The 25,317-nt window shown below is 42.0% G+C and carries 19 protein-coding genes and 1 pseudogene; 4 read left to right on the top strand and 16 right to left on the bottom strand.

Annotation, left to right across the window (positions count from 1 at the left end; genetic code table 11):
- Nucleotides 1-93: 93 nt before the first annotated feature.
- The 5 genes and pseudogenes from DY109_RS03560 to gltB form a co-directional block, all read right to left on the bottom strand.
- Nucleotides 94-1,641, bottom strand: a complete 1,548-nt coding sequence (locus DY109_RS03560) for a glutamate synthase subunit beta (protein WP_023949198.1) — start codon at nt 1,639-1,641, stop codon at nt 94-96.
- Nucleotides 1,641-1,883 carry a R.Pab1 family restriction endonuclease gene (locus tag DY109_RS03555; protein WP_023949200.1) on the bottom strand — a complete coding sequence of 81 codons (243 nt, stop codon included), beginning with the start codon at nt 1,881-1,883 and terminating at the stop codon, nt 1,641-1,643. The genes DY109_RS03560 and DY109_RS03555 overlap by 1 nt, the downstream gene beginning before the upstream one ends.
- Entirely contained in the window at nt 1,873-3,015 is a 1,143-nt protein-coding gene (locus DY109_RS03550; protein ID WP_023949202.1) for an N-6 DNA methylase, read from the bottom strand. The genes DY109_RS03555 and DY109_RS03550 overlap by 11 nt, the downstream gene beginning before the upstream one ends.
- 2 nt (nt 3,016-3,017) lie before the next feature.
- A pseudogene (locus DY109_RS03545) lies at nt 3,018-3,218 on the bottom strand (DNA modification methylase); the annotation flags it as partial.
- A gap of 2 nt (nt 3,219-3,220) precedes the next feature.
- Nucleotides 3,221-7,840 (bottom strand): glutamate synthase large subunit, encoded by a 4,620-nt coding sequence (gltB, locus tag DY109_RS03540; RefSeq protein ID WP_023949207.1) that lies wholly within the window; start codon nt 7,838-7,840, stop codon nt 3,221-3,223.
- 305 nt (nt 7,841-8,145) lie between these two features.
- Between gltB and DY109_RS03535 the strand changes: the two genes are divergently transcribed.
- A complete protein-coding gene (locus tag DY109_RS03535; RefSeq protein WP_023949209.1) occupies nt 8,146-9,357 on the top strand; it encodes a 2,3,4,5-tetrahydropyridine-2,6-carboxylate N-succinyltransferase in 1,212 nt (403 codons plus the stop codon).
- A 163-nt stretch (nt 9,358-9,520) separates the two neighbouring features.
- On the opposite strand, the gene DY109_RS03530 is transcribed toward DY109_RS03535, so the two are convergent.
- The 10 genes from DY109_RS03530 to cmoA all read right to left on the bottom strand — a co-directional run bounded on the left by DY109_RS03530 (nt 9,521) and on the right by cmoA (nt 20,190).
- Nucleotides 9,521-10,447 carry an AEC family transporter gene (locus tag DY109_RS03530; protein WP_023949211.1) on the bottom strand — a complete coding sequence of 309 codons (927 nt, stop codon included), beginning with the start codon at nt 10,445-10,447 and terminating at the stop codon, nt 9,521-9,523.
- A gap of 101 nt (nt 10,448-10,548) precedes the next feature.
- Nucleotides 10,549-11,556 carry a glycosyltransferase family 4 protein gene (locus tag DY109_RS03525; protein WP_023949212.1) on the bottom strand — a complete coding sequence of 336 codons (1,008 nt, stop codon included), beginning with the start codon at nt 11,554-11,556 and terminating at the stop codon, nt 10,549-10,551.
- Nucleotides 11,557-11,887: 331 nt separating this feature from the next.
- Entirely contained in the window at nt 11,888-13,063 is a 1,176-nt protein-coding gene (hypD, locus tag DY109_RS03520; RefSeq protein ID WP_023949213.1) for a hydrogenase formation protein HypD, read from the bottom strand.
- Nucleotides 13,064-13,214: 151 nt separating this feature from the next.
- The gene (locus DY109_RS03515) at nt 13,215-13,730 is read right to left on the bottom strand and encodes a DUF2147 domain-containing protein (RefSeq protein ID WP_023949214.1); all 516 of its coding nucleotides are present in this window, start codon (nt 13,728-13,730) and stop codon (nt 13,215-13,217) included.
- A complete protein-coding gene (locus DY109_RS03510) occupies nt 13,727-13,984 on the bottom strand; it encodes a HypC/HybG/HupF family hydrogenase formation chaperone (protein ID WP_023949215.1) in 258 nt (85 codons plus the stop codon). Before DY109_RS03510 ends, DY109_RS03515 begins: the two co-directional genes overlap by 4 nt.
- Before the next feature lie 9 nt (nt 13,985-13,993).
- On the bottom strand, nt 13,994-14,716 hold the full coding sequence (gene hypB, locus DY109_RS03505; RefSeq protein WP_023949216.1) for a hydrogenase nickel incorporation protein HypB: 723 nt from the start codon (nt 14,714-14,716) through the stop codon (nt 13,994-13,996).
- A gap of 106 nt (nt 14,717-14,822) precedes the next feature.
- Nucleotides 14,823-16,529, bottom strand: coding sequence for a GDSL-type esterase/lipase family protein (locus DY109_RS03500; protein ID WP_023949218.1), 1,707 nt, complete (start codon nt 16,527-16,529; stop codon nt 14,823-14,825).
- 9 nt (nt 16,530-16,538) lie between these two features.
- Nucleotides 16,539-17,909 carry an SGNH/GDSL hydrolase family protein gene (locus tag DY109_RS03495; protein WP_023949220.1) on the bottom strand — a complete coding sequence of 457 codons (1,371 nt, stop codon included), beginning with the start codon at nt 17,907-17,909 and terminating at the stop codon, nt 16,539-16,541.
- Nucleotides 17,910-19,364 (bottom strand): MBOAT family O-acyltransferase, encoded by a 1,455-nt coding sequence (locus tag DY109_RS03490; protein WP_023949222.1) that lies wholly within the window; start codon nt 19,362-19,364, stop codon nt 17,910-17,912.
- A gap of 82 nt (nt 19,365-19,446) precedes the next feature.
- Nucleotides 19,447-20,190, bottom strand: a complete 744-nt coding sequence (cmoA, locus tag DY109_RS03485) for a carboxy-S-adenosyl-L-methionine synthase CmoA (protein ID WP_023949224.1) — start codon at nt 20,188-20,190, stop codon at nt 19,447-19,449.
- Nucleotides 20,191-20,449: 259 nt separating this feature from the next.
- Here cmoA and DY109_RS03480 point away from each other — a divergent pair, with 259 nt between their 5' ends.
- Both DY109_RS03480 and lpxD read left to right on the top strand, forming a co-directional pair.
- The gene (locus DY109_RS03480; RefSeq protein WP_023949228.1) at nt 20,450-21,160 is read left to right on the top strand and encodes a triose-phosphate isomerase; all 711 of its coding nucleotides are present in this window, start codon (nt 20,450-20,452) and stop codon (nt 21,158-21,160) included.
- 19 nt (nt 21,161-21,179) lie between these two features.
- Nucleotides 21,180-22,169, top strand: coding sequence for a UDP-3-O-(3-hydroxymyristoyl)glucosamine N-acyltransferase (lpxD, locus tag DY109_RS03475; protein WP_023949230.1), 990 nt, complete (start codon nt 21,180-21,182; stop codon nt 22,167-22,169).
- Nucleotides 22,170-22,437: 268 nt separating this feature from the next.
- Here lpxD and DY109_RS03470 read toward each other — a convergent pair whose 3' ends face one another.
- Complete coding sequence (locus DY109_RS03470) at nt 22,438-23,034, bottom strand: flagellar FLiS export co-chaperone (protein WP_023949232.1); 597 nt, start codon at nt 23,032-23,034, stop codon at nt 22,438-22,440.
- Nucleotides 23,035-23,134: 100 nt separating this feature from the next.
- Here DY109_RS03470 and DY109_RS03465 point away from each other — a divergent pair, with 100 nt between their 5' ends.
- Entirely contained in the window at nt 23,135-25,309 is a 2,175-nt protein-coding gene (locus DY109_RS03465) for a M99 family carboxypeptidase catalytic domain-containing protein (RefSeq protein WP_115737765.1), read from the top strand.
- The last annotated feature ends 8 nt before the right edge of the window (nt 25,310-25,317 follow it).

Raw genomic sequence — 25,317 nt, 5'->3', positions numbered from 1 at the left:
AATTATGCTTAATTTGTATAGCTATGAAACCACTTTAAAGTGATTACTATCATTCTTATATTAGCGCAACCAAACCACTACCTAATCATGAGTTTAAGATTTATGCTCTTGGCATAAATCTTTATCTATTGCTTTGGCGCACTCTATTGCGTCTTTTATCGCCCATACTACGAGGCTTTGCCCCATTCTCGCATCTCCGCAGGCATAGACTTTCGCCCTGCTTGCGCGATAGTTGTGCGTTTTAATGTTTGTGCGCCCATCTAGCTCAATGCCAAAGCTCCCTGCCAGCGCATCCTCCGCACCGCTAAAGCCCATAGCCAAAAGCACCAAATCCGCCTTGTATTCTTTCTGTGAGCCACTAACCTCGCTGCTTATACGCCTAGACTCTGCGCCCTCACTTACCACGCGCCATTCTAGCTCGCAAGCCAAAGCACCGCACACCTTGCCGTTTTTGCTCACAAAGGCTTTGGTGAGCTTTTGATACTCACGCACATCCTTGCCAAAGTGCGCTATAGCCTCTTTGAGCCCGTAATCCGTGCTGAAAGTCTGCTTTTTTAGAGGCCACGGATTGCTGAGTGGGCGCGACTGCGGGCGTTTGGGCGAGCGCTCAAAGCGCGTAATAGACTTTGCACCCTGACGCAACGCCACTGCGACGCAATCTACGCTCGTATCGCCACTACCAATAATCAGCACATCTTTACCCTTAGCGATCTGCGCGCCCTTGCCAGAATCTAGCAGGCTCTTTGTGCTTGCCGTAAGAAAGTCAAGCGCAAACATCACGCCCTCGCTCTGCCTACCCTCAATCTGCAGATCAATAGGCTTGCTAGCACCCGTGGCGAGCACGAGCACATCATAGCTTTTGAGAATCTCCTCCGCTTTCTTTTTAGAATCCACCGCATAGCCTGTCTTAAATTCAATCTCACTGCGCGCAAGAATGTCCAACCGCCGTTGCACAAGGGACTTATCAAGCTTCATATCTGGGATACCATACATCAAAAGCCCGCCGGCACGATCGTTGCGCTCATACACTACGACTTTATGCCCGCGTGCATTGAGCTCCCATGCACACGCAAGCCCCGCAGGTCCGCTGCCAATGATCGCTATCTTTTTGCCACTACGCTTCTTTGGGATAAATGGCTTAACTAGCCCGCTTTTAAAGGCATTCTCAACGATGGCAAGCTCGTTGTTCTTGATCGTTACAGATTCTCCATTGATCGCGCACACGCAGGAATCCTCACAGGGTGCGGGGCAAACCTTGCCTGTGAAGTCTGGGAAGGGATTAGTAAGGCTCAGTCTATCGTATGCCTCGCTCCACAGCCCGCGATAAATGAGGTCGTTCCACTCGGGGATGAGATTATGCAGAGGGCAGCCCACATCGCCGCCACTTATGGGGCTTGGCTTCTCCTCAGCGCAGGAAATGACGCCAAGCGCGCTTTTTAGGCTTACTGGTGTGCTTTTGCGCGCGATGATACCCGTGTGGCAAAACGCCACGCCGCAATTCATACAGCGCCCGCCTTGACGCTCCTGCTCCTCTTTGCTTGGCAGGCTGTAAAACTCTTTGTAATTTTTTAGCCGCTGCTCTGGCTCTAGCGCACTGCCCTCAACTCTCTCAAAGTCTAAAAATCCTCGTGGGTTACCCATTATTGCTCCTTTGTGATGTGATAACTTTTAAAATCCCTTGTATCATGATTGTGATTTGGGCTTAAGACTCCAAAGATTTTAAAGCATTCTAAGATAAAATTTTTATGTTTAGAATCTAAAATCAAAGTAGGAGGTCCATATTCATAAAAGCTATTGTGCTCTTTCACTCTTATTTTACCGCTTTGTGTGGTTAGCGGAATTTGGATAAAAATTTTATCTTGCTCGATTTTGTCAATCTTCATAATGCTCCCCCAAAAGCTCTTTAAAATACTGCTTTATAGCTGGACTTGGAATCTTATTTTGACTAGATTCTACAAAATATGATTCCAAAGGCTTAAATTTTTCATAATCAATAAAAACATCACAGTTGCCAAAATAATAAGGGATATGCGCAAGCATTTGTTTAAATACATCAATATAGCAATACAGGCTATATTTTTCTTGGCTTACATAAATCGTATTTGCATTTGGCTTTTCTAAAAAAGTGCGGCTTCGCTTAAGCGCATTAATATCGCGCAATGTATAAAACATCGCGACTTTTTGACTTGAGATTAGAGAATCTTTTATGCTTTTTTTGGGATATTTATCAACATATTTTGCGATAAAATCATAATCCTTCAAGCAAAATTGCCTTTTTTCTAAGGTTTTAAAGGTGTAGTTTTGGATAAAATGATAATCCATTCCTGCTTGATTTTTTGCATAAAGCGCGATAAGAATGGGAAAATATCCACTAGACTTAGGACAGAAAATCTGCGAACTAATCACAAGAGAATCTAAAAGGCGATAATTGCTAGCAAAGCTTTTAAGGGCTTTAAAATTAGATTCTTTAATTAAGTAAGAAAGCGGGTGCAGCACGCAAATATAATGAGCCCCTAGCATTGCATAAGAGCGCAAAAAGCTAATGCCAATATCACGCGCTTTTAAAGCAGAATCTACACTACAACTTTTATCTTTCAAATGCCTTTGCACGATGGAAGTTTTATCATTATAGGGCGGATTACCGATGATAATAAGCTTGCTAGATTCTGTAATGCCAAAATGCCACCTAGAGGCTTCTTGTAGCGCGTTTTTATGTAGTAACAAAGTGGCAGTTTCTTTAAGATTTTCACGCGCCACATTTAAGGCTTCTTTATCAATATCAGCCCCAATGACTTTTTGAAAATCCACTGAATCTCTTGATTGCAAAAAGCTACCATAGCCACAAGAGCTATCAAGCAAGATGAAGTCTTTTGGATTTTGTTTTGTCTTTTGTAAAAAATCTGACAGCATTTTGCGGGCAATTTCTACGACAAATAAGGGTGTATAAAAACTGCCTAAGTTGATGGATTCTATTTTGTTGAGATATGCTTTTTGTTTTTGAATCGGTGCTGTCATCACTCACCTTTATTTACACTTACGATTTTTCCACTTTGGATACTTAAGCCATCATTTGAGAGAAAATAAGGAGGATCGGCAAAGAGTAAGTCAAACTGCCCCTTAAATCTTGGCAAAAAATCATTACAGTCGCCTTGATAAAGGTCAAAAAGAGAATCTTTGCTCTCAAAAGTTGGGGTAAAAAACTTGCTGATTGCTACCACATCTACCCCTTTGCTATCTCCAAAAACGCTGCGAGCTCTGGATTCTCTTTATTTTTGCACGCTTCAAGGGCTTTGAGCGCGCGCTCATAGTCGCGAGGTAGGACCTTGAAAAAGTCGTTTTTATCAAAGTATTTAAGCACCTGCTTTGCCTTATTAGATTCTGTATAGGTGATGTGGCGCTCTAGCCACTGCTTTATCTCGCGCTCATCGCTTTCATCTAGCGCGCGGATATCCACTAGCTCGCTATTTACGCGCGGGATATTGTGCTGCCCCAAAATATACACATAGCCCCCGCTCATGCCCGCGGCGAAGTTCTCACCCACATCGCCTAGCACAAGCACGCGCCCGCCTGTCATATACTCACAGCCATGCACGCCCATACCTAGCACCACCGCGCTCACGCCAGAGTTACGCACGCAAAAGCGCTCGCCCGCGATCCCATCAAGATACACTTCCCCCGCACTCGCGCCATAGAGGCAGGCATTACCTACAATGATGTTCTCCTCTGCGCTCGCGCTAAAATGCGGCGAAGTCTTAGCGATGATCTTCCCACCGCTTAAGCCCTTGCCTAAGTAGTCGTTGCTATCACCTATGATTTCAAGCGTGATGCCGTGGTTGAGAAACGCGCCAAAGCTATTGCCCGCGCTGCCAATAGCCGTGATTTGGATAGAATCCTCTCTTAGCCCCTGCGCGCCATAGATTTTGGTTACTTCGCTTGAAAGGATCGTAGCAAAGGTGCGCGAGAGGTTACTCACTTCAAGTGAAAGCTTAATATTCCTGCCCTTCTTAATTGCATTCTTACACAGTGGCAACAGGATTTTAGAATCTATGGTGCGATCAAGGTTAGCACCCTTAAAGCCCGTGCAATGCACCGCGCTCTTATTATAGGTGCTTAGATCTTTTATCATACGATCAAGGTTTATTTTGCCAGCCTTGCCCGGCAGGCGTTTTTGGCGGAGCTTATCCACGCGCCCTACCATCTCATCTACACTGCGAAATCCCAGCTTTGCCATATATTCGCGCAGCTCTTGAGCGATGAAGCGCATGAAATTCATCACATATTCGGGCTTACCTTTGAATCTATCGCGCAAGGTCTCATCTTGCGTTGCGATCCCAAAAGGGCAGGTATTAAGGTGGCACACGCGCATCATCGTGCAGCCTAGCACCATAAGTGGCGCTGTGGCAAAACCAAACTCTTCAGCCCCTAGCAAGGTAGCTACCGCCAGATCGCGCCCGCTTAAAAGCTTGCCATCAGTCTCAAGGCGCACGCGATCGCGCAGGCGGTTTAAGATTAGTGTCTGATGTGTCTCAGCTAGTCCTAGCTCCCATGGAAGCCCAGCGTTTGCAATACTTGTGCGTGGGCTCGCCCCTGTACCACCATCATAGCCAGATACAAGGATAATATTCGCGCCAGCCTTTGCCACGCCCGCAGCCACGGTGCCAATGCCAGCCTCACTCACGAGCTTGACAGAAATACTCGCCGCTGTGTTGGCGTTTTTAAGGTCATAAATGAGCTGTGCTAAATCTTCGATTGAATAAATATCATGGTGTGGTGGCGGTGAAATGAGCGTAACGCCGGGTGTGGAATGTCGCGCTTTTGCTACCCACGGATAGACTTTAAAGCCCGGCAACTGCCCGCCTTCGCCCGGTTTTGCGCCTTGAGCGACTTTTATTTGCAGCTCTTTGGCATTCACAAGATATTCTATATCCACGCCGAAGCGCCCACTAGCCACTTGCTTAATCGCGCTTGATTTGTTATCGCCATTTGGCGCAAGTTTGTAGCGCTCAGCGTTTTCGCCGCCTTCACCGCTGTTACTCTTAGCATGCAGGCGATTCATGGCGATCGCTAGGCACTCATGCACCTCTTGTGAGATACTCCCATAGCTCATTGCCCCGCTTTTAAAGCGCTTCACGATAGAATCTACACTCTCCACTTCATTAATGCTTATCGCCTCACTAAAGTCAAACTCTAGGCAGTCGCGCAGGCTCACAAGCTTAGAATCTACAAGGCTAGTGTATTCTTTAAAGAGCTCATAATCCCCGCGCCTGCAGGATTCTTGGAGCTTAAAAATCACCATAGGATCGAGCAAATGCTCCTCACCCTCCGCGCGCCAGGCGTGCAAGCCCTTAGATTCTAGCGCATTTGTGTTTGAGGCAAAGGCAGCCTTATGCACACGCAGGTAATCACTTTGTATATCCTCTAAGGTAATGCCCTCAATCTTACTTGGCGTGGAAGTAAAATACTTCTCAATCACGCCAGATTCTATACCTAGGGCTTCAAAAATCTGCGCGCCGTTATAGCTCTGCATCGTGGAGATTCCCATTTTTGAGGCGATTTTGACGATCCCGCCCATTGCGGCGTGGATATAGTTTTGCACCGCCTGCGCATAGGTGAGCTTAAGATCATTTTTAGCAATCAGCACATTCAGGCTTTCATACACAAGATAGGGGTTTATCGCGGTTGCGCCATAGCCTAGCAAGCAGGCGAGGTGGTGGATCTCGCGCGGCTCAGCAGATTCTATAACCAAACTTGCATGCGTGCGGAAATTCCTACGCACAAGGAAATTATGCAGCCCTGAAACAGCCAGGAGTGAGGGAATAGCGCAAGTGTGCTCATCAATGCCCCGATCGCTAAGGATTAAAATCGAGCTGCCAGATTCTATTTTCTCAAGCGCTTGGGTGAAAAGCGCCTCAAGCGCAGATTCTAAACTCTGCTCTTTGTATTTGTAGGTAAGGCTTAAGCGCGCGACCTTAAAGCCTTTGAGATTTTCAATCTTATAGAGTTCCTCATTGCTGATGATTGGCTGGGAGAGCTTTACGCGCTTGCAGTTTTGCTCACTTGGCTTTAGCAAATTCCCCTCGCGCCCGAGGTAGATTCTCTGACTTGTCACGATCTCTTCGCGGATCGCATCAAGCGGCGGATTAGTCACTTGCGCAAAGAGCTGCTTAAAATAGCTAAAGAGATTCTGAGGCTTGTCATCAAGCACCGCTAGTGGCGTATCTATCCCCATCGCAGCCAAGGATTCCTTGCCATTTTGCGCCATTGTAAGCACGCTAGAGCTCAGCTCATCATAGCTCCAGCCAAAGGCTTTTTGTAAGCGTAAAACCTCGCTAGATTCTAAAAAGCGCTCCTTATAGCCTTTAGAATCTAGCTTTTCAAGCTTGATGAGATTTTGCAGCCATTTTGTGTAAGGCCTTGCGTTAGCGTATTGCTCTTTTAGCTCGCTATCGCTCACCAAGCGCCCGCGCGCAGTATCCACAAGCAGGATTTTGCCTGGCTCCAGGCGCTTTTTGGCTAAAATATTACTTTCATCGATTTTCAGTGCGCCTGTTTCGCTGGCTAGAATTAGCAGATTATCTTTTGTGAGGTAGTAACGACTTGGGCGAAAGCCATTCCTATCAAGGCTTGCGCCCATTATCACGCCATCAGTGAAGATAATCGACGCTGGTCCGTCCCATGGCTCCATGAGCGTGGAATGGTATTCATAAAACGCGCGACGCTTAGGTTCCATATTGTGGTTTTTACTCCAAGGCTCTGGGATCATCATCATAAATGCTTCCTCTAACGAGCGCCCATTGAGGCTTAAAAACTCTAGCGTATTATCAAACATCGCAGAATCTGAGCTAGGCTTAGCGATAATTGGGAAAACTTGGCTTAAGTCCTCAAAATATTCACTCTCACACAGCCCTTCGCGCGCGGTGATCCCATCGACATTGCCCTTAATTGTGTTTATCTCGCCATTATGCACCATATAGCGGTTTGGGTGTGCGCGCTCCCAGCTTGGAAAGGTATTAGTAGAAAAGCGCGAATGCACCAGCGCAATGGCACTTTTAAGATTCACATCTTTAAAGTCAAGATAGAAGTCGCTTAGCTGCGTGGAAAGAAGCATGCCCTTATAGACTATCGTGCGCGAGGAAAAGGAGCAGATATAAAATTTTGGCACATCTGCTGCGCGCTTCTCAATTATGCGCCTTGCGACATAGAGCTTGCGCTCAAAGTCCAGCCCTCGCGCGAGAGTTTGCGGGCGCCTCACAAAGATTTGCAAGAAAAAGGGCATTGCATTGCGCGCGGTGGGTCCAATGTCGCTTGGGTTTATAGGCACTGCGCGAAGTCCTAAAAACTCTAGCCCTTGCTCTTGTAAGACTTGTAAAAAGATCTCCTTGCCCTTTTGCTTGCTCTCTGCATTAGGCGAGAGAAACACCTGTGCTATGGCGTAATCGCCCTCTTCGCCCAGCTCAAAGCCTAGATCTTGGGTTTTAAAAAACTCATGCGGGATTTGGATAAGAATCCCCGCGCCATCGCCTGTATTATCCTCAGCACCCGCACCACCGCGATGCTCTAGCTGCATAAGGATATTAAGCGCGCTACTTATGACTTGATAAGAGCGCTCGCCCTTAATACTTGCCACCGCGCCAATCCCGCAGGCATCATGCTCAAAGCTACTTTCATATAAGCCTATTTGCTTAAGCTCTAGTGGATTAGATTCTGCTCTTTGAGAAGTTGTTGCAGAGATTGTAGTGTGAGAATTGATTGAATCATGATAAGTGTTTTGGGTGTTTTGATGTGGGTTTGTGTTGATTGTGTGAGATTGTGTGTGGTTATTTGTTTGTATCTGATTCATTTGATGTGTCCTTTATGATTGCTGTTTATTGGTGCTTTTGCATTTTCTGTTTGCTTCCTTATCTTTTGCGCGATTTGCGCGGATACTAGCCTTAATTACTTTCAATCAAACCCAAATCTAAAGAATCAAGAGCTAGCAAATAAAAGTGTAATTATTACGAAAAATTTCTTAAAAATATCCTCAATATCTTAATAATTTCACCACTTTGTCTTCATAGTGCGTTAGAATCTAGAAGCATTTCTTACTATACTTTTCTTGCTACACTTATTGTATAATACGCCCTTATATTTCAAAAGGAGTCAAAAATGAGTGATCGGAGTGAGCAGTTTCAAGCTTTTGTTGAGAATTTTCAAAACCAAAAAAATTACAAAAATCCCCTTGCGTTTGGAATCGCGCGTATAGATTTTGCAAACCTCAGTAATGCTGTGCTTTGCGCGACATTTCCTGTGCTAAATTGGCAGGAGAATCTAGGAAGTTATGCGGTATTTTGCGACGTAGCAAAAGAATGCAAAGTGATTTCATCAAGCCAAAATGAAGCGATTTATGCGATTAATGAGGTATTTATCCATAAAGCATTGCGACATTTTGAGCCATTTTTGAGTGAAGCATTGAGTGATGAGAGTGTGCATAAAAATATCCAAGTGCTCCTAGAGCTTGCCAAAATCGCCAAAAAAGGCAAGCTCACTAACAAAAAAGGCGAGGCAAAATATCGATTCTGCGTGCTTTATGCAGATTCTGTGTGTGAGAGCGTGGAGAGCGCATATATGAAGCTTTTGGCACTCTCTTTGGGCAAGGCGCCTTTAAGAAGTCTGCAGCTTGATGGAATCTTTGGGCTATTAAGCAATGTCGCATGGAGCGGCAATAAGCCCTATGAGCTTGAATATTTGCGCAAAAATGAGATAGCCTTAAAGCTTAAAAATAAATTTCCGCGCATTGATTTTGTGGATAAATTCCCGCGCTATCTTATGCAGGTGATCCCGCAATATGATAATATCCGCCTGCTAGATTCTGCTAAAACGCGCTTTGGTGCGTATCTAGGCAAGGGCGGTTATACGCAAATGCCCGGCGCTAGCTATGTGAATTTCAACGCAGGCGCGCTAGGCGCGTGTATGAATGAAGGGCGCATAAGCTCAAGTGTGATTGTGGGCGAGGGTAGCGATGTAGGCGGGGGTGCGAGTATCCTAGGCGTGCTTAGCGGCGGAAATAGCGAGCCAATCAGCATTGGCAAAAACTGCCTGCTAGGCGTGAATAGCTCCACAGGCATAAGTCTTGGCGATGGCTGCATAGTCGATGGCGGGATCGCGGTGCTTGCTGGCACGATCTTTGAGATCTCAAAAGCACAAGCTGAGAAAATCGCAGAGATAAATCCGGGCTTTGTGATAAACCCAAGCGAGCTATACAAAGGGCGCGAGCTCTCAGGCAAACATGGAATCCACTTCCGCCAAGATTCTAAAACCGGACGCATGATAGCCTTCCGCAGCAACCGCACAATCGAGCTAAATGTCGCACTGCATTAATCTAGTTTCCAGAGAATCTAAATTCTAGCTTTTAAGCGATTTTACGGGAGATTTGTTTTTCGCTTCGTCGATAGGCGATTAGCCTTATCTCCTTGCTCAAAACTTCACAATCTATCAAACCCTTGCAAACCCTTGCAAACTCATCTTAAAATCTAGAATTTCTTTATAAACGACTCAGAGCCATCCAAAGAGGCGTGGTAACTCCACAGAGAAAAATCCCTATCACAATCGTAGAAATCGCAAGCTTGTGATTAAGCCCAGCACGCAAAATAATCGCTGTGGAGCTGATAAGCGGCGGCATAGCAATTTCGATTAAAACCATTTGAGAATCTATATCTATGATTTTTCCAAAGCCATGCGCAAGAATCAATAGCGAGCTAAGATATAGCACTGGCACAACGCCCATTCCAAACGCAAGCACAAAAAGCGAGTTTTTCCACTCAAGCTTCACATCAGCAAAGCTTAACTGCACGCCAATGGCAAATAACGCAACAGGAGTCGCACAAATAGCCAAAGCCTTGATAGGCGCAAAAAGCTCATCTGGAATCCTAAATGGAAGTGATTTGAGGACAAAGCCTGTAATCATCGCTAGAAATAATGGATTTCTAAAAAGCCTCATACTCACAGCTTGGATAGTAAAAGCCCCCTTGCCCGAAAAGCTCATCAAAAGTGGCGTAAGGATTGCAAGCGGAATAGAAGTGCAGAATTGATCAAACAAAATAGCCTTGTGTGCGACGTCCTCTCCTAATGCACCACCAACAATTGGCACGCCCAAAAACAAAGTATTATGAAGCATAACCAAAAACGCCATTGTTACAGCAAGGGATTTTTGGTATTTGCATAGATAAAAAGAGATTAGAAAAATCAACACCCCGCCAATAAGCGAACAGCTAAACGCACCCAAAAATGTGCGCATGAGCGAGAGTGTGATCTCTGAATGATATACGCCATTAAAAATAGCTGCTGGCAGTGAGAAATTTAGCAAAAAGCCAAGCAAAATATTGCCTTGTCTATTGCCTAGCATTCTCATGACTTTGGCAAAATACCCCAAAAATATAAACACAAAAACACTATAAATCGCTACAAGCACACAAACTCCTAGATTTATAAATCCAAAGTCAAATCATACCCCTTGCAAGTTTGTAGCAAACTTAAAATGTTTGAGATTTTTAAATCTATTTTCTATGGAATCTATCTCAAAAGTCGGAAATAAATCAAACTATACACCACAATAAACACAAGCGAAGTGATGATAAGCACGAAAGTGTTTGGATAAAAAAGTGTCGCCAAAGCGACAAAGGGTATATTTGCGCAAACGATGATAAGCGAAGTGAGCGGGTTATTACGGAGTTTTTTGTATAAAAGCATATGCAAATGCAAACCATCAGGTTGCATTGCTTGCTTATTGGATAATTTTTTGCGTCCGATTGAAAACAACACTTCCCAAATCGGATACACCATAACGCAGAATCCATACCAAGGGCTTACGATTGAGTTATTTGTCTGTGTGAGAATGATAAATATAACCCCGAATGCAAATCCCAAAAAATACGCCCCGCCATCACCCAAAAATATCCTTCCGCGAGGAAAATTAAGCACCAAAAATCCCAAAGTCGCACAGCCAAAAATAAGTGTAAGATAAAAAATCTCTAAGATATCCGCTTGAAATGAAACGACAAGAAGCGAAAGACATACAATAAGCACTATCCCGCCACTTAAGCCATTGAAGCCATCAATGATGTTTATCGCATTACACACACCTACGACTGCAAACACACTAAAAATAAGCCCAATGACATAGCTAAACTCAAACCCAAGTCCCAAACTCTTTATCCAAATATCCATACCAACTAGTGCGATACACACGCCGATACACTGCAATATAAGTCTTAATTTGGGGCTTAGTGTATAGCCACAATCTTCTGCAAACCCGCTAAGAAAAATCACAAACCCCCCAACCATAAAAAACCACCAATACATATCAAGCCCCAAAATCGCTGTGATCCCAAATATACTTCCTAGCATTATCCCAAGCCCTCCGGCTCTAGCAGTGGGTGTAGAGTGAAATCGTTGTGGCTTTGAAGAGAGATTAGAATCAATAAAGAGGTGATACTTTTTGCTCGCATATATCACAGCAAAAAGACTTAGCAAACATATAGCAAAAACGCCTATATACAGCAAAACCAAGATACTATTCATTTACAACTCCATTTTATTTGTGTATTTATACTTTGGCTTTTGGGGCTTTTGGGGGTTAAAGCCAAAATCTTAAACATACTTATCAAAAAGATTCTTGCCAAAAAGATTGATAACATTATCAAGTTTTATTCATTCTAGCAGAATCTAGCTTTTAAAATCTTGATGTGTTGTGGCAAGTTTTTTGCGTTTTGTGCTTTTGCGTTGGTAGGTGTTCTGGCGGGTGGCGGTCGGATTCTGGCAAGTGGATTTGGGCGGTCGGATTTGGCTGGTGGATTCTGGTTGGGGTTAGATTCTGCTTTTGCTTTTTATAAGTTGTGATGTCGTGATTTGATTATGATGTCGCGCTTGAGTTAGGTGGAGCAAACGAGAATCCATATTTATAATACGCCGCACAAGCACCTTCTGAGCTTACCATACAGCTTCCTAATGGACGCTCGGGCGTGCAGGATTTGCCAAAGACTTTGCAGTCAAATGGCTTACAAATACCGCGCAAAATATCGCCGCAGCGACAGGCTTTATTATCGCTGACACTCTCTTGGCTTAATACATTGGCAAAGACTTTTTGCGCATCATAGGCACTAAATTCATCTCTCAAACGTAACGAAGAGCGCGGTATCTCGCCTAATCCTCGCCACTCAAAACTATTGCTTGGCTCAAAAAATCGCTCTACAATCTCTTGGGCTTTTGTATTGCCCTCAAAGCTCACCACGCGTGAATATTGGATTTCAAGCTTGGGGTCATTGTGGATCGCTTGATTTATAATCATCAAAATACTTTGCATCATATCCACAGGCTCAAACCCGGACACAACGATAGGAATGGTATATTTTTGCAAAATTGGCTGATAGATTTTCGCGCCTGCGATCACGCTCACATGGGAGGGCGCGATAAGGGCGTTTATCTGGCAGTCTTTGCTTGATAGAATCGCTTCAAGTGGTGGCGGGACAAGCACATGATTGATATGAAAAAACACATTTTTGATGTTTTGATCTATACAATGCTTAAGGATTGCCGCACTCATTGGCGTAGTCGTCTCAAATCCTATCGCAAAATACACGATTTTTTTGTCTGGATTCTGCTTGGCGATTTCTAGAATCTGCATTGGCGAATACACAAACCGCACATCAGCACCAAGTGATCGCGCATTTTGCAAGCTTCCTTTGCTTCCGGGGACTTTGAGCATATCGCCTAAAGTAATCAAAATCACATCTTTTTGCATCGCAATGTCAAAGGCTTGGTTGATTCTAGCTTTTGGCATGATACACACAGGACAGCCCGGTCCATGGATAAATTCGACATTTGGCGGAAGCAAAGGCAAAAGCCCATAGCGCATAAGCGTATGCGTATGCCCTCCGCATACCTCCATGATTTTAAGCGGGGCTGCTAAATGCTTTGAGGCAGTGTGTATTTGCTTTGAGAGTGCTAGGATTACATCTTTGTTGCGGAATCCATTGAGTAAAAGATTGGTGCTAAGGTTGTTGCTAAGATTAGTATTTGGTTGTTTCATCGCTTTTGTGATCTCTTTATGTTGTTTGTTTTTTGGGCTTTCTTTTTCTATTTTTCTATTTTTTTTTGGGGGCGTTTGCGCGATTTGGTGATTATGCGATTAAATAAACTTAATCAAACAATCAAGCCCAAAGCGCACTTTATGTGTTGGATTATTGGAATTCTTTTGGAATGTCGTTTTTTAATGATTCTAGCACGACATTAAAATCCGGCTTCTCTGGTAGATAGTGATTGATTTGCTCTTGTGTAAGCGGAATCCACTCAAGCGTTTTGCCCATCATTCCCATTTTGTCGATACTTGCACGCAAGGTAAGGTTGCCGTTTTTTTCTTTTGTGATTTTGAGACTGTAGGTTTTGCCATCATCATAGTTATACACTTCACCGCCACTAAAGACATCTGCTTTGGTTTGTTTGAGTCCATATACAAATACCGCGCCTTTGTCAAACCGCTCTCTTAATGCTGGATTCTGGTTGTTTATGTCTTTTTTGGGACCGCTTCCATCGACATTAGCGAACCCATACGCATAAAATTTTCCATTTTTTTCAAAAAACTCAACAATGCTTTGACGCCCGCTATCACCGATATGTGTGATATAATAGCCATTGAGTCCTTCAGCAAATAATGCCAAAACGCCACAGATTCCGCTTAATACTAATGCTCGTATCATTTATACTCCTCATCTATGTATTCATCTTCCATATCTTCTACGATTTGCTCATATAACGCGATAGATTCTAGGGCTGATTGCGTATCGATTTTGCTCATAATATATCCGATATGCAGGAGCACATATTCGCCAACTGCCACCTCTTCTTGCATAAGATCAAGGCTAGCTTCTCGACACACGCCCAAAGTCTCAATTATCGCGGTATTTTTGTCTTTGTCTATGCTGATAACTTTTGACGGAATAGCCAAACACATATAAACTCCTCAAAAAGAATGATTAGAATGATAGCCTTTTGCTCTTTTATCTTGGATAAAAGTTTTGACTTTTTCAATGCTATTTTTGTCTGTCTTACTCACCAAAAAAATAGGAACATTGGCTTTGAGCTTATGCAAATCCTCTTGTATGCGCTTCAAATCAAACTCAAAATGCTGAATCAAATCGCTTTTGCTAATAATAAGCGCATCAGCACACAAAAACATTGTCGGGTATTTGAGGATTTTATCATCGCCTTCTGGCGTTGAGAGTAGCACGATATTTAAATCCGCGCCCAAATTATAGCTCGCAGGGCAGACAAGATTGCCGACATTCTCGATTATCACATATTCTGCGCCATTGAGATCGCCTTTTTGTTTGAGGTGTAAATACGCTTTTTCGATCATTTCTGCTTCAAGGTGGCAGGCTTGCCCGGTTATGATTTGATATGCTTTGATACCTTTCTCTTGCAGACGCTTTGCGTCGCGCTCTGTTTGTAAATCACCCTCAATCACTGCAAATCTAAAGTCCTCACACATCGCAAGCCCTTCAAGCAAAGTCGTTTTGCCACTTCCGGGCGAGGACATGAAATTTACCACATACACATTGTCTTTTTCGTATTGCTCTTTGAGCTGCATTGCTTTTTTGTCGTTTTTGCTAAGGATTTTTTGCACGATTTGGACTGATTTTGTGTTGAGGTTTGGATTCTGCTTAAGGGTTTGTTCTCTTGTCATTTGGGCTTCCTTTGGTTTTTTCTTTGATTTTTTCTTTAATCTTGTGTTGGGTTTTGTGTTTAGAGTTTTACTACATTAGAGCAAATATATCATGAGAGCAAATATATCATGGTGCGCTAAAATCTTTGATCTGTAAATCCTGCCAAATCTCATCAGCAGCATCATTTGTGATGTTGTTGTTTGGAGTTGCGGAGTTATTGGCAGGAGGATTGGCAGAGGGATTATTAGTGGGAGGATTATTGGTGGAATTATTAGTGGCAGAATTGCTAGTTGCTTGATTTGTTTGCGGATTTGCAGAAGTGCTTGGGGAAGATTCTGTCAAAGAGTTAGCAGAAGTTGTGGCATTTGCAGAATCTATCGAGGAATTGGGCGCAGTTGTAGAATCAGCAGTTTTAGAATCATTTGCGCTCGTAGTTGTAGTGTTTGTGGGATTTGGCGTAGAATCTATTGATTGCGCGGATTCCATAGATTCCATAGATTTTGCGGATTCTGTGGATTCTGCGGGGTTTTTAGATTCTGCGGGGTTTTTAGATTCTGTTGTTTGTGGAGAATCCAGAGATTCTGTCTTTGTTTGGGATTGCATTTGAGATTGCGCTTGTGATGTCTCAAATAGCCCTCTTAGCCCAAACTCTATCGCATCAGCCACCGCCCTATACCCATAAGGGCTTAAATGCACATCTTGCTTTGAGAGCCCAAGCTTTATCCATTCGTCTTTGCCACCGGTTTTTTCCATAAGGTTAAACATATCAAAATACAGCACTTTTTCGCTTTTGGCGATTTCTAAAATCGCGCTTTGCACGGCTTTAAAGCTTGGAGCAAACGTGTAGGTGCTAGATTTTGCGCGCTTGATGAGGGTTTTTGGCGGGGCGATAAGCAAAATGCTTGCATTAGGATTTGTCTGGCGCAATGTAGCGATTAGATTTTTGTAATTTTTGATAAAAGTATTTTTATCAAAAGTTGCGAGCATTGCGTCATTTGAGCCATAGCACAGCACAAATAAATCATAAGTGATAATTTGGAGTGATTGCCTAAAAAGAGGCTGATTCCACTTGAGCCAAATATCGCTTCGTGCGCCATTTGCGCCGGAATGCGAGATGATAGTATTTGCGCCTTGATTGTAGATAAAATACCCGCCTAATGCCGCATTTGGCAAAAGAGCTTTGATTGTGATTGGAAATGTAAGCGTGAGCGGTTTTGAGATCTCCCATGTATTTGGCACGCTTGCACCAAGCCGATAGCTTTGTCCTTTGGCATCTGTTACGACAAATGCACCCAAAAGGCTTGGGGATTTAAACACAATGCGCGTGGTGAATTGCTGATTCTCGCGCACAAAATTAAGCGCGATTTTTACAAATGCTTTTTCGCTCTTCGCACGCGCCACCACGCCACCCATTGGATAGTCTGGATAGATGTTTATCCGCGAGTTATAAAGCTCAAAAAATTGAGATTTGTAATTGATTAAGAGATTTTGATGATAGGCTGGAAAAATCGGATACGCAAAGCCGATAGCATTTGGTTGCATAAATTGCGCGCGCCATCGCTGAGGGATAAAATCACCCGCTATATGCGAATCTCCAAAAATGTGGATTCTCATATCATTTGCACTGCGGAATTTTTCGATTAAAGATGAGAGATTGCGCTCACCAAAATCCTGCACCACGCCATTTTTAGCGATATTTTCTAAAGTCGTGGCTGATGGGATTATAGGCTTTTGGAGTTGGATATTTATTTTTGGGGATTTCTTTTTTGCTGTTGCTGCACAAGAGTTTGTCATCAGTATCACAAGTGCCAAAAGCAAGAATCTATATATCATAATGCCACCCTAATCTTGCTTGTATAAATGCTGAAATAAAGCAGAATCTTTATCTCTGTCTATATTTTTATCTTGGCTTGTGCTTTGGCTTTTGTCTCGCGCAGAATCTGTATTAAAATCTTGATATATAAAGTCGCGTGAATCGTGTGAATTGTTTGATTCTTGCGTATTGTGCGTATCGCTAGATTCTGTGGATTTTGTGTTTGGCATTGCATGAGAATCTAAATAATCTAAAGAATTTGTAGAATCCGCAGAATCCAAAGATTCCACAGAATCTGGGGCGGAGTTAGATTCTGGATTGGATTCTACATTAGATTCTGTGCTAGATTCCATATTAGATTCTCTATTGCGCGTGTTTATGGGCTTGGCTGGCTTTGTTGATTGGACTTGTGATTTTGCTTGATTTTCTTGCTCTTGTGTTTGCTCTTGTAGTTCGTGTGGCTCTTGTAGCACCTCAAGCCGATCAAGCAGAATCTGACTAAGCAACTTTGATCCTTCCGTGCTAAAGTGGATTCCATCAGAGTTTCGTAGCCTTATGCTTTTGCCATTTGGGGCTTTGATGTATGCGGTATAAGCATTATCAGGCGATAGGATCGCATTTGAGTCCAAAAACACTTGCTTTGCAGACTCGACATTTTCTTTATACAAGGTATTTAAGAAAATGAGTTTTTGATTGAGTGGCTCTTTTTTGACAAATGGCACTTGATACCATATAATAATCGCTTTGTGGCTTAGTGTGGTTTGGATAATATCTTGGATTCTTTGTGTGTATATCTCTACCCATTCTGGCGATTGGAATTTGATTTTAGGCATATTATAAGGATCATTTGCGCCGACCATCATCACGACGACATTGATGTTTGGATTTTTAGCAAAAGCGTCTTTGAGGCTTTGCTGCCAATCAAAAAAATGCGGATAGGTAAGCCCTGTGCTTTGCTTGGCAAGATTTATCACATTAAAATCTCTTTTTTGAAGCTCGCGCACAAGCGTCATACCCACGCCCTGCATCATAGAGTCACCAATTAGCAAAAAGGTTGAATGTGGCTCAAGAATGATTGTGCCATTTTCATCGATAAGCGGATAATAGATTTCCTCTTCTAGTTTTTCTGTAAATTCTGGAATTTCTGGCTCTGGCTCTATTTTGGTTTGGGATTGGAGGGATTCTTCTAGGGCGAGATCTTCTTGGCTAGGAAAGATATATGCTCGCAAGTTATCAAGCCAGATTCTAGGCAAGGAGAGGGTTTTTAGCAATGGATTCTCGACATTAAAAAGTGTGATATGGTATTTTTGCTCGATGAGTGTATTGATACTTTTATTCATCACAAGGGCTGTGAGCGCAAATGCGATAAAGATTGTAAATATAAAGGTTTTGAGTCTCATCTAAAAAGTCGCATAAATGAAATTTGGGATACCATCAGGCATAAGACAAAAGATGATGATAAATACTATCGCAAGCACGATAGGCTTGATAAAAGTCGGAACGTCATAGAGATAAAACACACAAGAACGTTGCCAATTTTTACTCAATGGATACGCAAAAAACACCAAAAGTCCTCCGCATAAAAGCAGAATCTCTTTGAGCCCGATAGGCTGCGAGAGATTCTGATAGAGGGCAGTAAAAAACAAAAGCGAATCTGAAAAATCGCTATAACAAAAAAACACCCACGCAAAGCTCACAAAGCTAAAAGTGATAAATGAGCTAAGAAGCGGGATTTGGGCGAGTGAGAAATTGCACTTTTTGGCGATATTGACAATCACAAGCCCAAATCCATGCAGCAAGCCCCAAATCATAAAATTAATCGTATTGCCATGCCAGATTCCAGATAAGCCAAATGAAATCAGCACAAAAACCTGCGTCAAGAAAAAGCCCTTTTTGGAGCCACCAAGCGGAATGTAAATATAATCGCGAATAAAAGTTGAGAGCGAGATATGCCAGCGCGCCCAAAATTCTTTGAGATTTTTAGCAACATAGGGCATATCAAAATTTGGCGGTAAAGTAAATCCAAGCATAAGCGCAAACGCACATACAAGATTTACATATCCGCTAAAATCGCAATAAATCTGAATGCTATATCCGCCTATGCCTAAAAGTAGCTCGATTGTATTGAAATTTGATGGGTTTGCAAGAATCGGGCTTGCGTAGATTTGAACATAATTTGCAATCAAAACTTTTTTGACAATTCCAAATAGCAAAAGCATGATGATGAGATTTGCGTTTTTGCGCCTCCAAAGTCGCGTGGCGTTAAATTGAGAAAAGAAAAAATCACTCCGCATAATAGGACCAGCAATAATCGTAGGAAAAAACGACAAATAAGTCGCAAGTGGCAAAAATCCTTGTAGTTTTGGATTGGACGTGCTTGAAGTCAGTGTAGTGGAAGTCAGCGCGCTTGGGGTTGTAGTAGAATCTTGTGGGCTTTGGCGCGCTTCATACACAGCGCGCAAATATGTAATCGAAGCAAAAGTATAAAAGCTAATCCCTAAAGGTAGTAATATATCAACACTTGCCACATCAAGCCCAAAAAAGCGCAACAATGCTTCAAAATCATCTTTAAAACTTGGATAATATTTAAAAAAGCTTAGATTCAAAATCGCAAATGCGACCATTGTAAGAAAGACGCTTTTAGATTCTGTTTTGGCGATGAGATGTGAAGCAGCATAAATAAAAAGCGTATAACACGCCAAAACCAAAGCGACATAAACCCCGCCAAAAGAGCAAAGAATAATATAATTAAAAAGAAGTAATGTGTGATTTTGGAGGGAATGGTGATTACGCAATGTCCAATACACAAGGAAAAACACGAAAAAAATAATTCCAAATTCGATTGAAAAAAACATAAACTTCCTAACTTTATTGGCTCGTAAATGATGAGCTTGTATTTCAAAGATGTAATGCTACAATAATCTTTTTTAATATGTGTTATTTTTTGGCGATGAGTGTGCCAAAATTCACCCATTTAAACAACACCTCAATACCTTTAAATCCTGCGTCTTTCAAAAGGGCTAGATTCTCTTCCAAACTATAAGGCACAAGCACATTTTCTAATGCCTCTCTTTTGCGCGTTATTTCGCTTTGGGTATAGCCATTTTTGGCTTTGTAGGCATGATAATATTCAATCATTTGCTTATCAAATACACTATCTGTGCTTGACATTTTTTCACTCATTAATAGCACCCCGCCAAATTCAAGCGCATTATAAAGCTTTTTGATGAGATGTAAGCGATTGATAGGGCGGATAAATTGCATTGTGTAATTTGCAATAAACGCACGAGAATCTAAAAACTCCACCTCCATACAATCCGCATTGATAAAGGTAATATCTGCATTATAGGCTTGTGCTTTGAGCTTGGCGTTTTCTATCATCGCGCTTGAGGAGTCAATGCCAATAAGCGTGTAAGAATTCTTATAAGAATCTCTATGAGAATCTTTAAGTCGTTCATAAAGCTCAAAAAGCATATTGCCCGTAGAGCAACCCAAATCATAGATTCTGCCACAAGGTGCATTCAGAGCCAAAAAATCCACGCAAAGTTTGAGATTCTCGCGATAAAAAGGGATTGAGCGCGTTAGCATATCATCAAACACGCTTGCAACGCGCTCATCAAATTCAAATTGCTTATGCGTGGGAGCGGTAAATAATGTATCTTTAGAATTATGCTGTGCCATTTTTGTGTTTTGTGTTTGTGATTATAATTGCGTTTGTGTTATTTGCCATTGCTGTTTGCCATAAATCCACTTATTTTTTGCTATTGATAAAGCCATTTTTAGCTTGAGTTGGCAATTATAGCTTAATTTTGTTTATAATTATGTGCTAGATTGAGAAGTTACATTTATGAGTGCCAAATTGAGCGCAAATCTATAATAATGTTATAAAGTGCCACTTCAATCAATAATATACACAACACACCAAAATGAAAGGACAAAGATGATTTTTGCTGCAAATTTCAAATGCAATCTACCCCAAAAGGCAGTCGCTGATTATTTTTCAAAGTGGAATACTTTTAGATTCTGCCAATCATTTTTAAGCCAAAATCAGATTTTGTTTTTTCCGTCATTTTTGGGATTGCAAACAGCAAAAGAGTTGAGTTCATTTGAGCAAATCGGGGCACAAAACGCCTATCCTGTAAAAAATGGCGCATTTACAGGTGAAATCGGGCTTGAGGCATTAGAATCTATGGGGATTGATATGGTTTTGATCGGGCATAGCGAGCGAAGGGTGCTACTCAAAGAGTCGCAAGAAATCTGCGCGATGAAATTTGATTTTTTTGCCAAACATCACTTTAAGATTGTGTATTGCGTGGGTGAGAGTTTGGAGGTAAGGGAGCAAGGCAGAGAGGCTACGCAAGAGTTTTTGCTCTCTCAATTTCGTGGCATAGACACACAATACCAAAATCTCATCATCGCGTATGAGCCTATCTGGGCTATCGGCACGGGCGTGAGTGCTAAGGCAAAAGATATAGAATGCGTGCATTCATTTCTTAGCACACTCTCTCCACAGCCTATACTCTATGGCGGAAGTGTGAATAAAGACAATGCAAAAGAGATTCTGGCAATAGATCATGTATCTGGGCTTTTGGTCGGCTCTGCAAGCCTTGATCCACAGCATTTCTACACCATAACCCAATCCATACCATAACCCAAGCAAAAGGATATATATGCGTCTTAGCAAAATCAAACACAAAATCGGAATCCGCAATGATATTACACATGATTTTTTTATCCATTCCTTAGCTCCATTAGAATACGGCGGGGCTAATGATGTAAGCTATATCGATCAAAACCAATACCTCCAAAAACTCAAAGATTCTAAAGTCGGCGCGGTGCTTATCAAAGAAGAACACGCAAGCTCTGTCCCACCTCATATACAGCCACTCATCGTTGAAAATCCACACTTAGCTTTTGCGTTTCTTTCAGAATATTTTCGCAAAAGTGAATTTAGCGATATGCATACAAACTACATCAACAATCAAAATGTAGGAATTAGCGGAAGTGCGGTGATTATGCCAAATGTATTTATCGGCAAAAATGTGCGTATCGGCGATAGGACAATCATTATGCCCGGTGTAGTGATAAGCGATCATGTGCGTATCGGCGATGACTGCAAAATCTACCCAAATGTTGTCATCTATCGTGAAAGCAGAATCGGAAATGGTGTGAATATCCACGCAGGAAGCGTGATCGGTAGCGATGGCTTTGGATATGCGCATACTAAGCTAGGCGAGCATGTCAAAATCGAACATAATGGAATCGTAGAAATTGAAAATTATGTAGAAATCGGCGCAAATACGACAATTGATAGAGCAGTGTTTGGCAAAACAATCATCAAGCAAGGAGCAAAAATCGATAACCTCGTGCAAATCGGGCATAATTGTATCATTGGGCAAAATAGTATCCTTGTCGCGCAAGTAGGCTTGGCTGGCTCGACGACAACAGGCAGAAATGTCGTTTTTGGCGGACAGGCAGGAACAGGCGGGCATATCCATATCGGTGATTTTACGCAAATCGCCGGAAGAGGTGCAGTAGGCAAAAATCTCCCACCACACACAAAATGGGGCGGACATCCATTAATGCAGCTTGATGAGTGGATGAAGTTTTTTGTCTCATTGCGTCGCATAGTCAAAAAACAAGAAAAAGACGCGAAGTAAAGAGTTTAGATTCTGGCTTATTATCAAGTCATTAAGCTAGAGCTTTATACAAGGCATATCTGCAGAATCCAATTATCAAGCACACGCGCAAATCAATCCAAAAACAAATCAATCTAAAATTTTAGATTCTGCTATTTATTTTGTGTCTTAGATTATTTGTCTTAGAATCTAAAATATATTCTAGATTCTTTGTGCTTGCGCGCCACATTTATTAAATTATTTTAGATTTTCTATCAAAACACAATTACCAAACTTAAGTTACCCAAACCTATCGTAGCTTTTTAAATAGCATATCCTTATCAAAATGTTCTAGATTCGGAATGTCTGCATTTGGCTGGGCTGATGAGAATGGGCTTTGGCTGGCTATGGCTTGTGATAGAGCAGTGAGGGTTTGAGTGATTTCTGTATTTTTGTCTTGGATATAGTCTATCAAAAGCGAAGGGTTGCCATTTTGGAGCAATGGCAGGGGAGAAGGGTTTTCTAGCTGTAATTGCTTTTGTCCGATTTTTGCGCTTAATGTTACATCAAAAAGTGCATTACCTAAGAATCTACACTCTGCGATTTTGTCTTTGATTTGGCATTCAAGCAAAGCATCTTGGATTGGATCTTGCCCTATTGATTGCGCAAGATCAGTGATTTTGCGAAAAACTATTTGGAGTGTCTGAAGCGCGCCTGTAAGCTCATTGACACTTTTTATGTCTTCGCCAAAATGCGTGATTTTGAGGTTTTTGCAAAGCGGGATTTTAAAAGCCTCTTTTAGATTTTTTGTGCTTGCTGTGAAATCAGCTCCACCCAAATCGATTTCACCTAAATCAACCTCGCCTATATGTTTTTTAAAAGTTGCTATAATGTCTTTTTCGTGCATGGTTTCTATCCTTACAGAATATATAGTATAAGGTAAGCATTTTTTATTCCTTTATTTGAATATTTGGAGAGAATCTAATACAAAGCCTAAGAGGACAGATATGAAAACAATATTTATAATTTTTTGTAGTGCTATGTGTGTGTTTAGTGCGAGTTTGAAGCCTGTTGATTTTGAAGTGATCAAAAAAGAAGTCGATACTAGCCCCACGCTTCTTCTCATCGGCGGAATCCAAGGAGATGAGCCGGGCGGATTCAATGCGACAAATGTATTTAACGCGCATTATAAGATTTTCAATGGAAGTGTGTGGATCGTGCCTGTGATTAATAAACACTCAATGCTTCTTAATGATCGCGGAATCTATGGCGATATGAATCGCAAATTTGCCGATCTAAGCCCTAATGATCCGGAATTTTTCATTATCGAGCATATCAAAAACCTTATCAATGATCCGCAAGTAAGCCTTGTGCTTCATCTCCATGATGGAAGTGGATTCTGGCGCGAGAGCTATCAAAGCGCATTGCTTAATCCTAATCGCTGGGGAAATTGCACGGTTATCGATCAAGAAAATCTCGCCAATATTCCCTATGGCAATCTCCTAGAAAACGCGACATTTATGATAGATCATATCAATGCCAACCTCCTAAAGCCTATCCACAAATACCACATACACAATACCCGCACACTAGAAAAAAACGATGTCGAGATGAAAGAAGCACTCACGCTTTACGCTCTCTCGCGCAATAAGCCAGCCTATGCCAACGAAGCAAGCAAAGAGCTTAATGTCCAAGAGCGAGTGTATTATCATTTGCTTGCGATTGAGGCGTTATTGCAAAAGATTGGGATCAAGTTTGAGCGCGACTTTGAGCTTTCGCCAAGTGACGTGTATAAAGTCATCAATGACCAAAATCTTAGTGTCTCAATACAGGATTTACCTGCTTTGCCGTTTTTTGGGCTACGAGAAATGCAAAACAACTTTCCATTGCCTAAAGGCAAGGCATTTGATGAGATAGAGCTTGGCTCAAGTGCTAGGATTTTGGGATTAGTGCCACAAAATAGCGCAAATAATGCCAAAAAAAATGGAGTTAGCAAGAACAATAAAAGCCTTATCCTTGCGCTTAAATATGGCAATCGGGTTTTGACAAAGCTTGTGCCTTATTATGTGGATTTTGCTCCATCACTTAGCCATATCCAAGCTACAATCGACTCAAAAGATCAAGCCATAGCGATGAATTCGACAATTAAAATCAAAGATTCTATCACATTAGCGCCGATTGAAGGCTATGCAATCAAAGTAGTAGGGCTAAAAGGCACATCATTCATCACGCAAAGCACATCAATCTCACAACACAATCTCGCGCACAATGCTAGCCTTGACAAAGACGCCACACTCTATCGCGTGGAGTTTTACAAAACCCAAGAGCCCAAAGAGCCAGACCAAGACAAAATGCAAGACAAAACACAACAAGAACTCCAAACACTTAAAAACATAGATAAAGAAATACAAACACACATAAGCACAACAAAAGAGACTCAAAACGCAGAATCCAAACTAGAATCTAGTGTGGAATCTAGCACAAAATCTCGCCTAGATTCTGTGAAATCAAACACAGAATCTAAAGTAGATTCTCGCCAAAAAGCACAAGTCAAAGTCAATCTCGCACACATCAGAGCAGAGCCAAACACACAAAGCCAAATCATCGCCAAAAGCCCAAAAGGACGCGAAATGTTTGTACTTGATGTCAAAGATAATTGGGCGAAAATCACTTATCAATTTAAAGATAGACAAATCAATGGCTTTATTTTAGAGCGATTATTACAATACCAAAGCCCGCAATATGCCGATAAAGCAGAATCTAGTGTGGAATCTAGCACAAAATCTCGCCTAGATTCTGTGAAATCAAACACAGAATCTAAAGTAGATTCTCGCCAAAAAGCACAAGTCAAAGTCAATCTCGCACACATCAGAGCAGAGCCAAACACACAAAGCCAAATCATCGCCAAAAGCCCAAAAGGACGCGAAATGTTTGTACTTGATGTCAAAGATAATTGGGCGAAAATCACTTATCAATTTAAAGATAGACAAATCAATGGCTTTATTTTAGAGCGATTATTACAATACCAAAGCCCGCAATATGCCGATAAAGCAGAATCTAGTGTGGAATCTAGCACAAAATCTCGCCTAGATTCTGTGGATTCCAATTTAGAATCTAATGTAGATTCTCGTCCCAAAATCCAAAGCTTTAGCGGAATGATCGTGCTTGACTTCTCCAAATAAGCTATAAA

It is taken from the genome of Helicobacter fennelliae, assembly GCF_900451005.1.
In the GTDB taxonomy this organism is placed as follows: Bacteria; Campylobacterota; Campylobacteria; order Campylobacterales; family Helicobacteraceae; genus Helicobacter_B; species Helicobacter_B fennelliae.
This window is presented reverse-complemented; position numbering and strand designations above follow the sequence as displayed.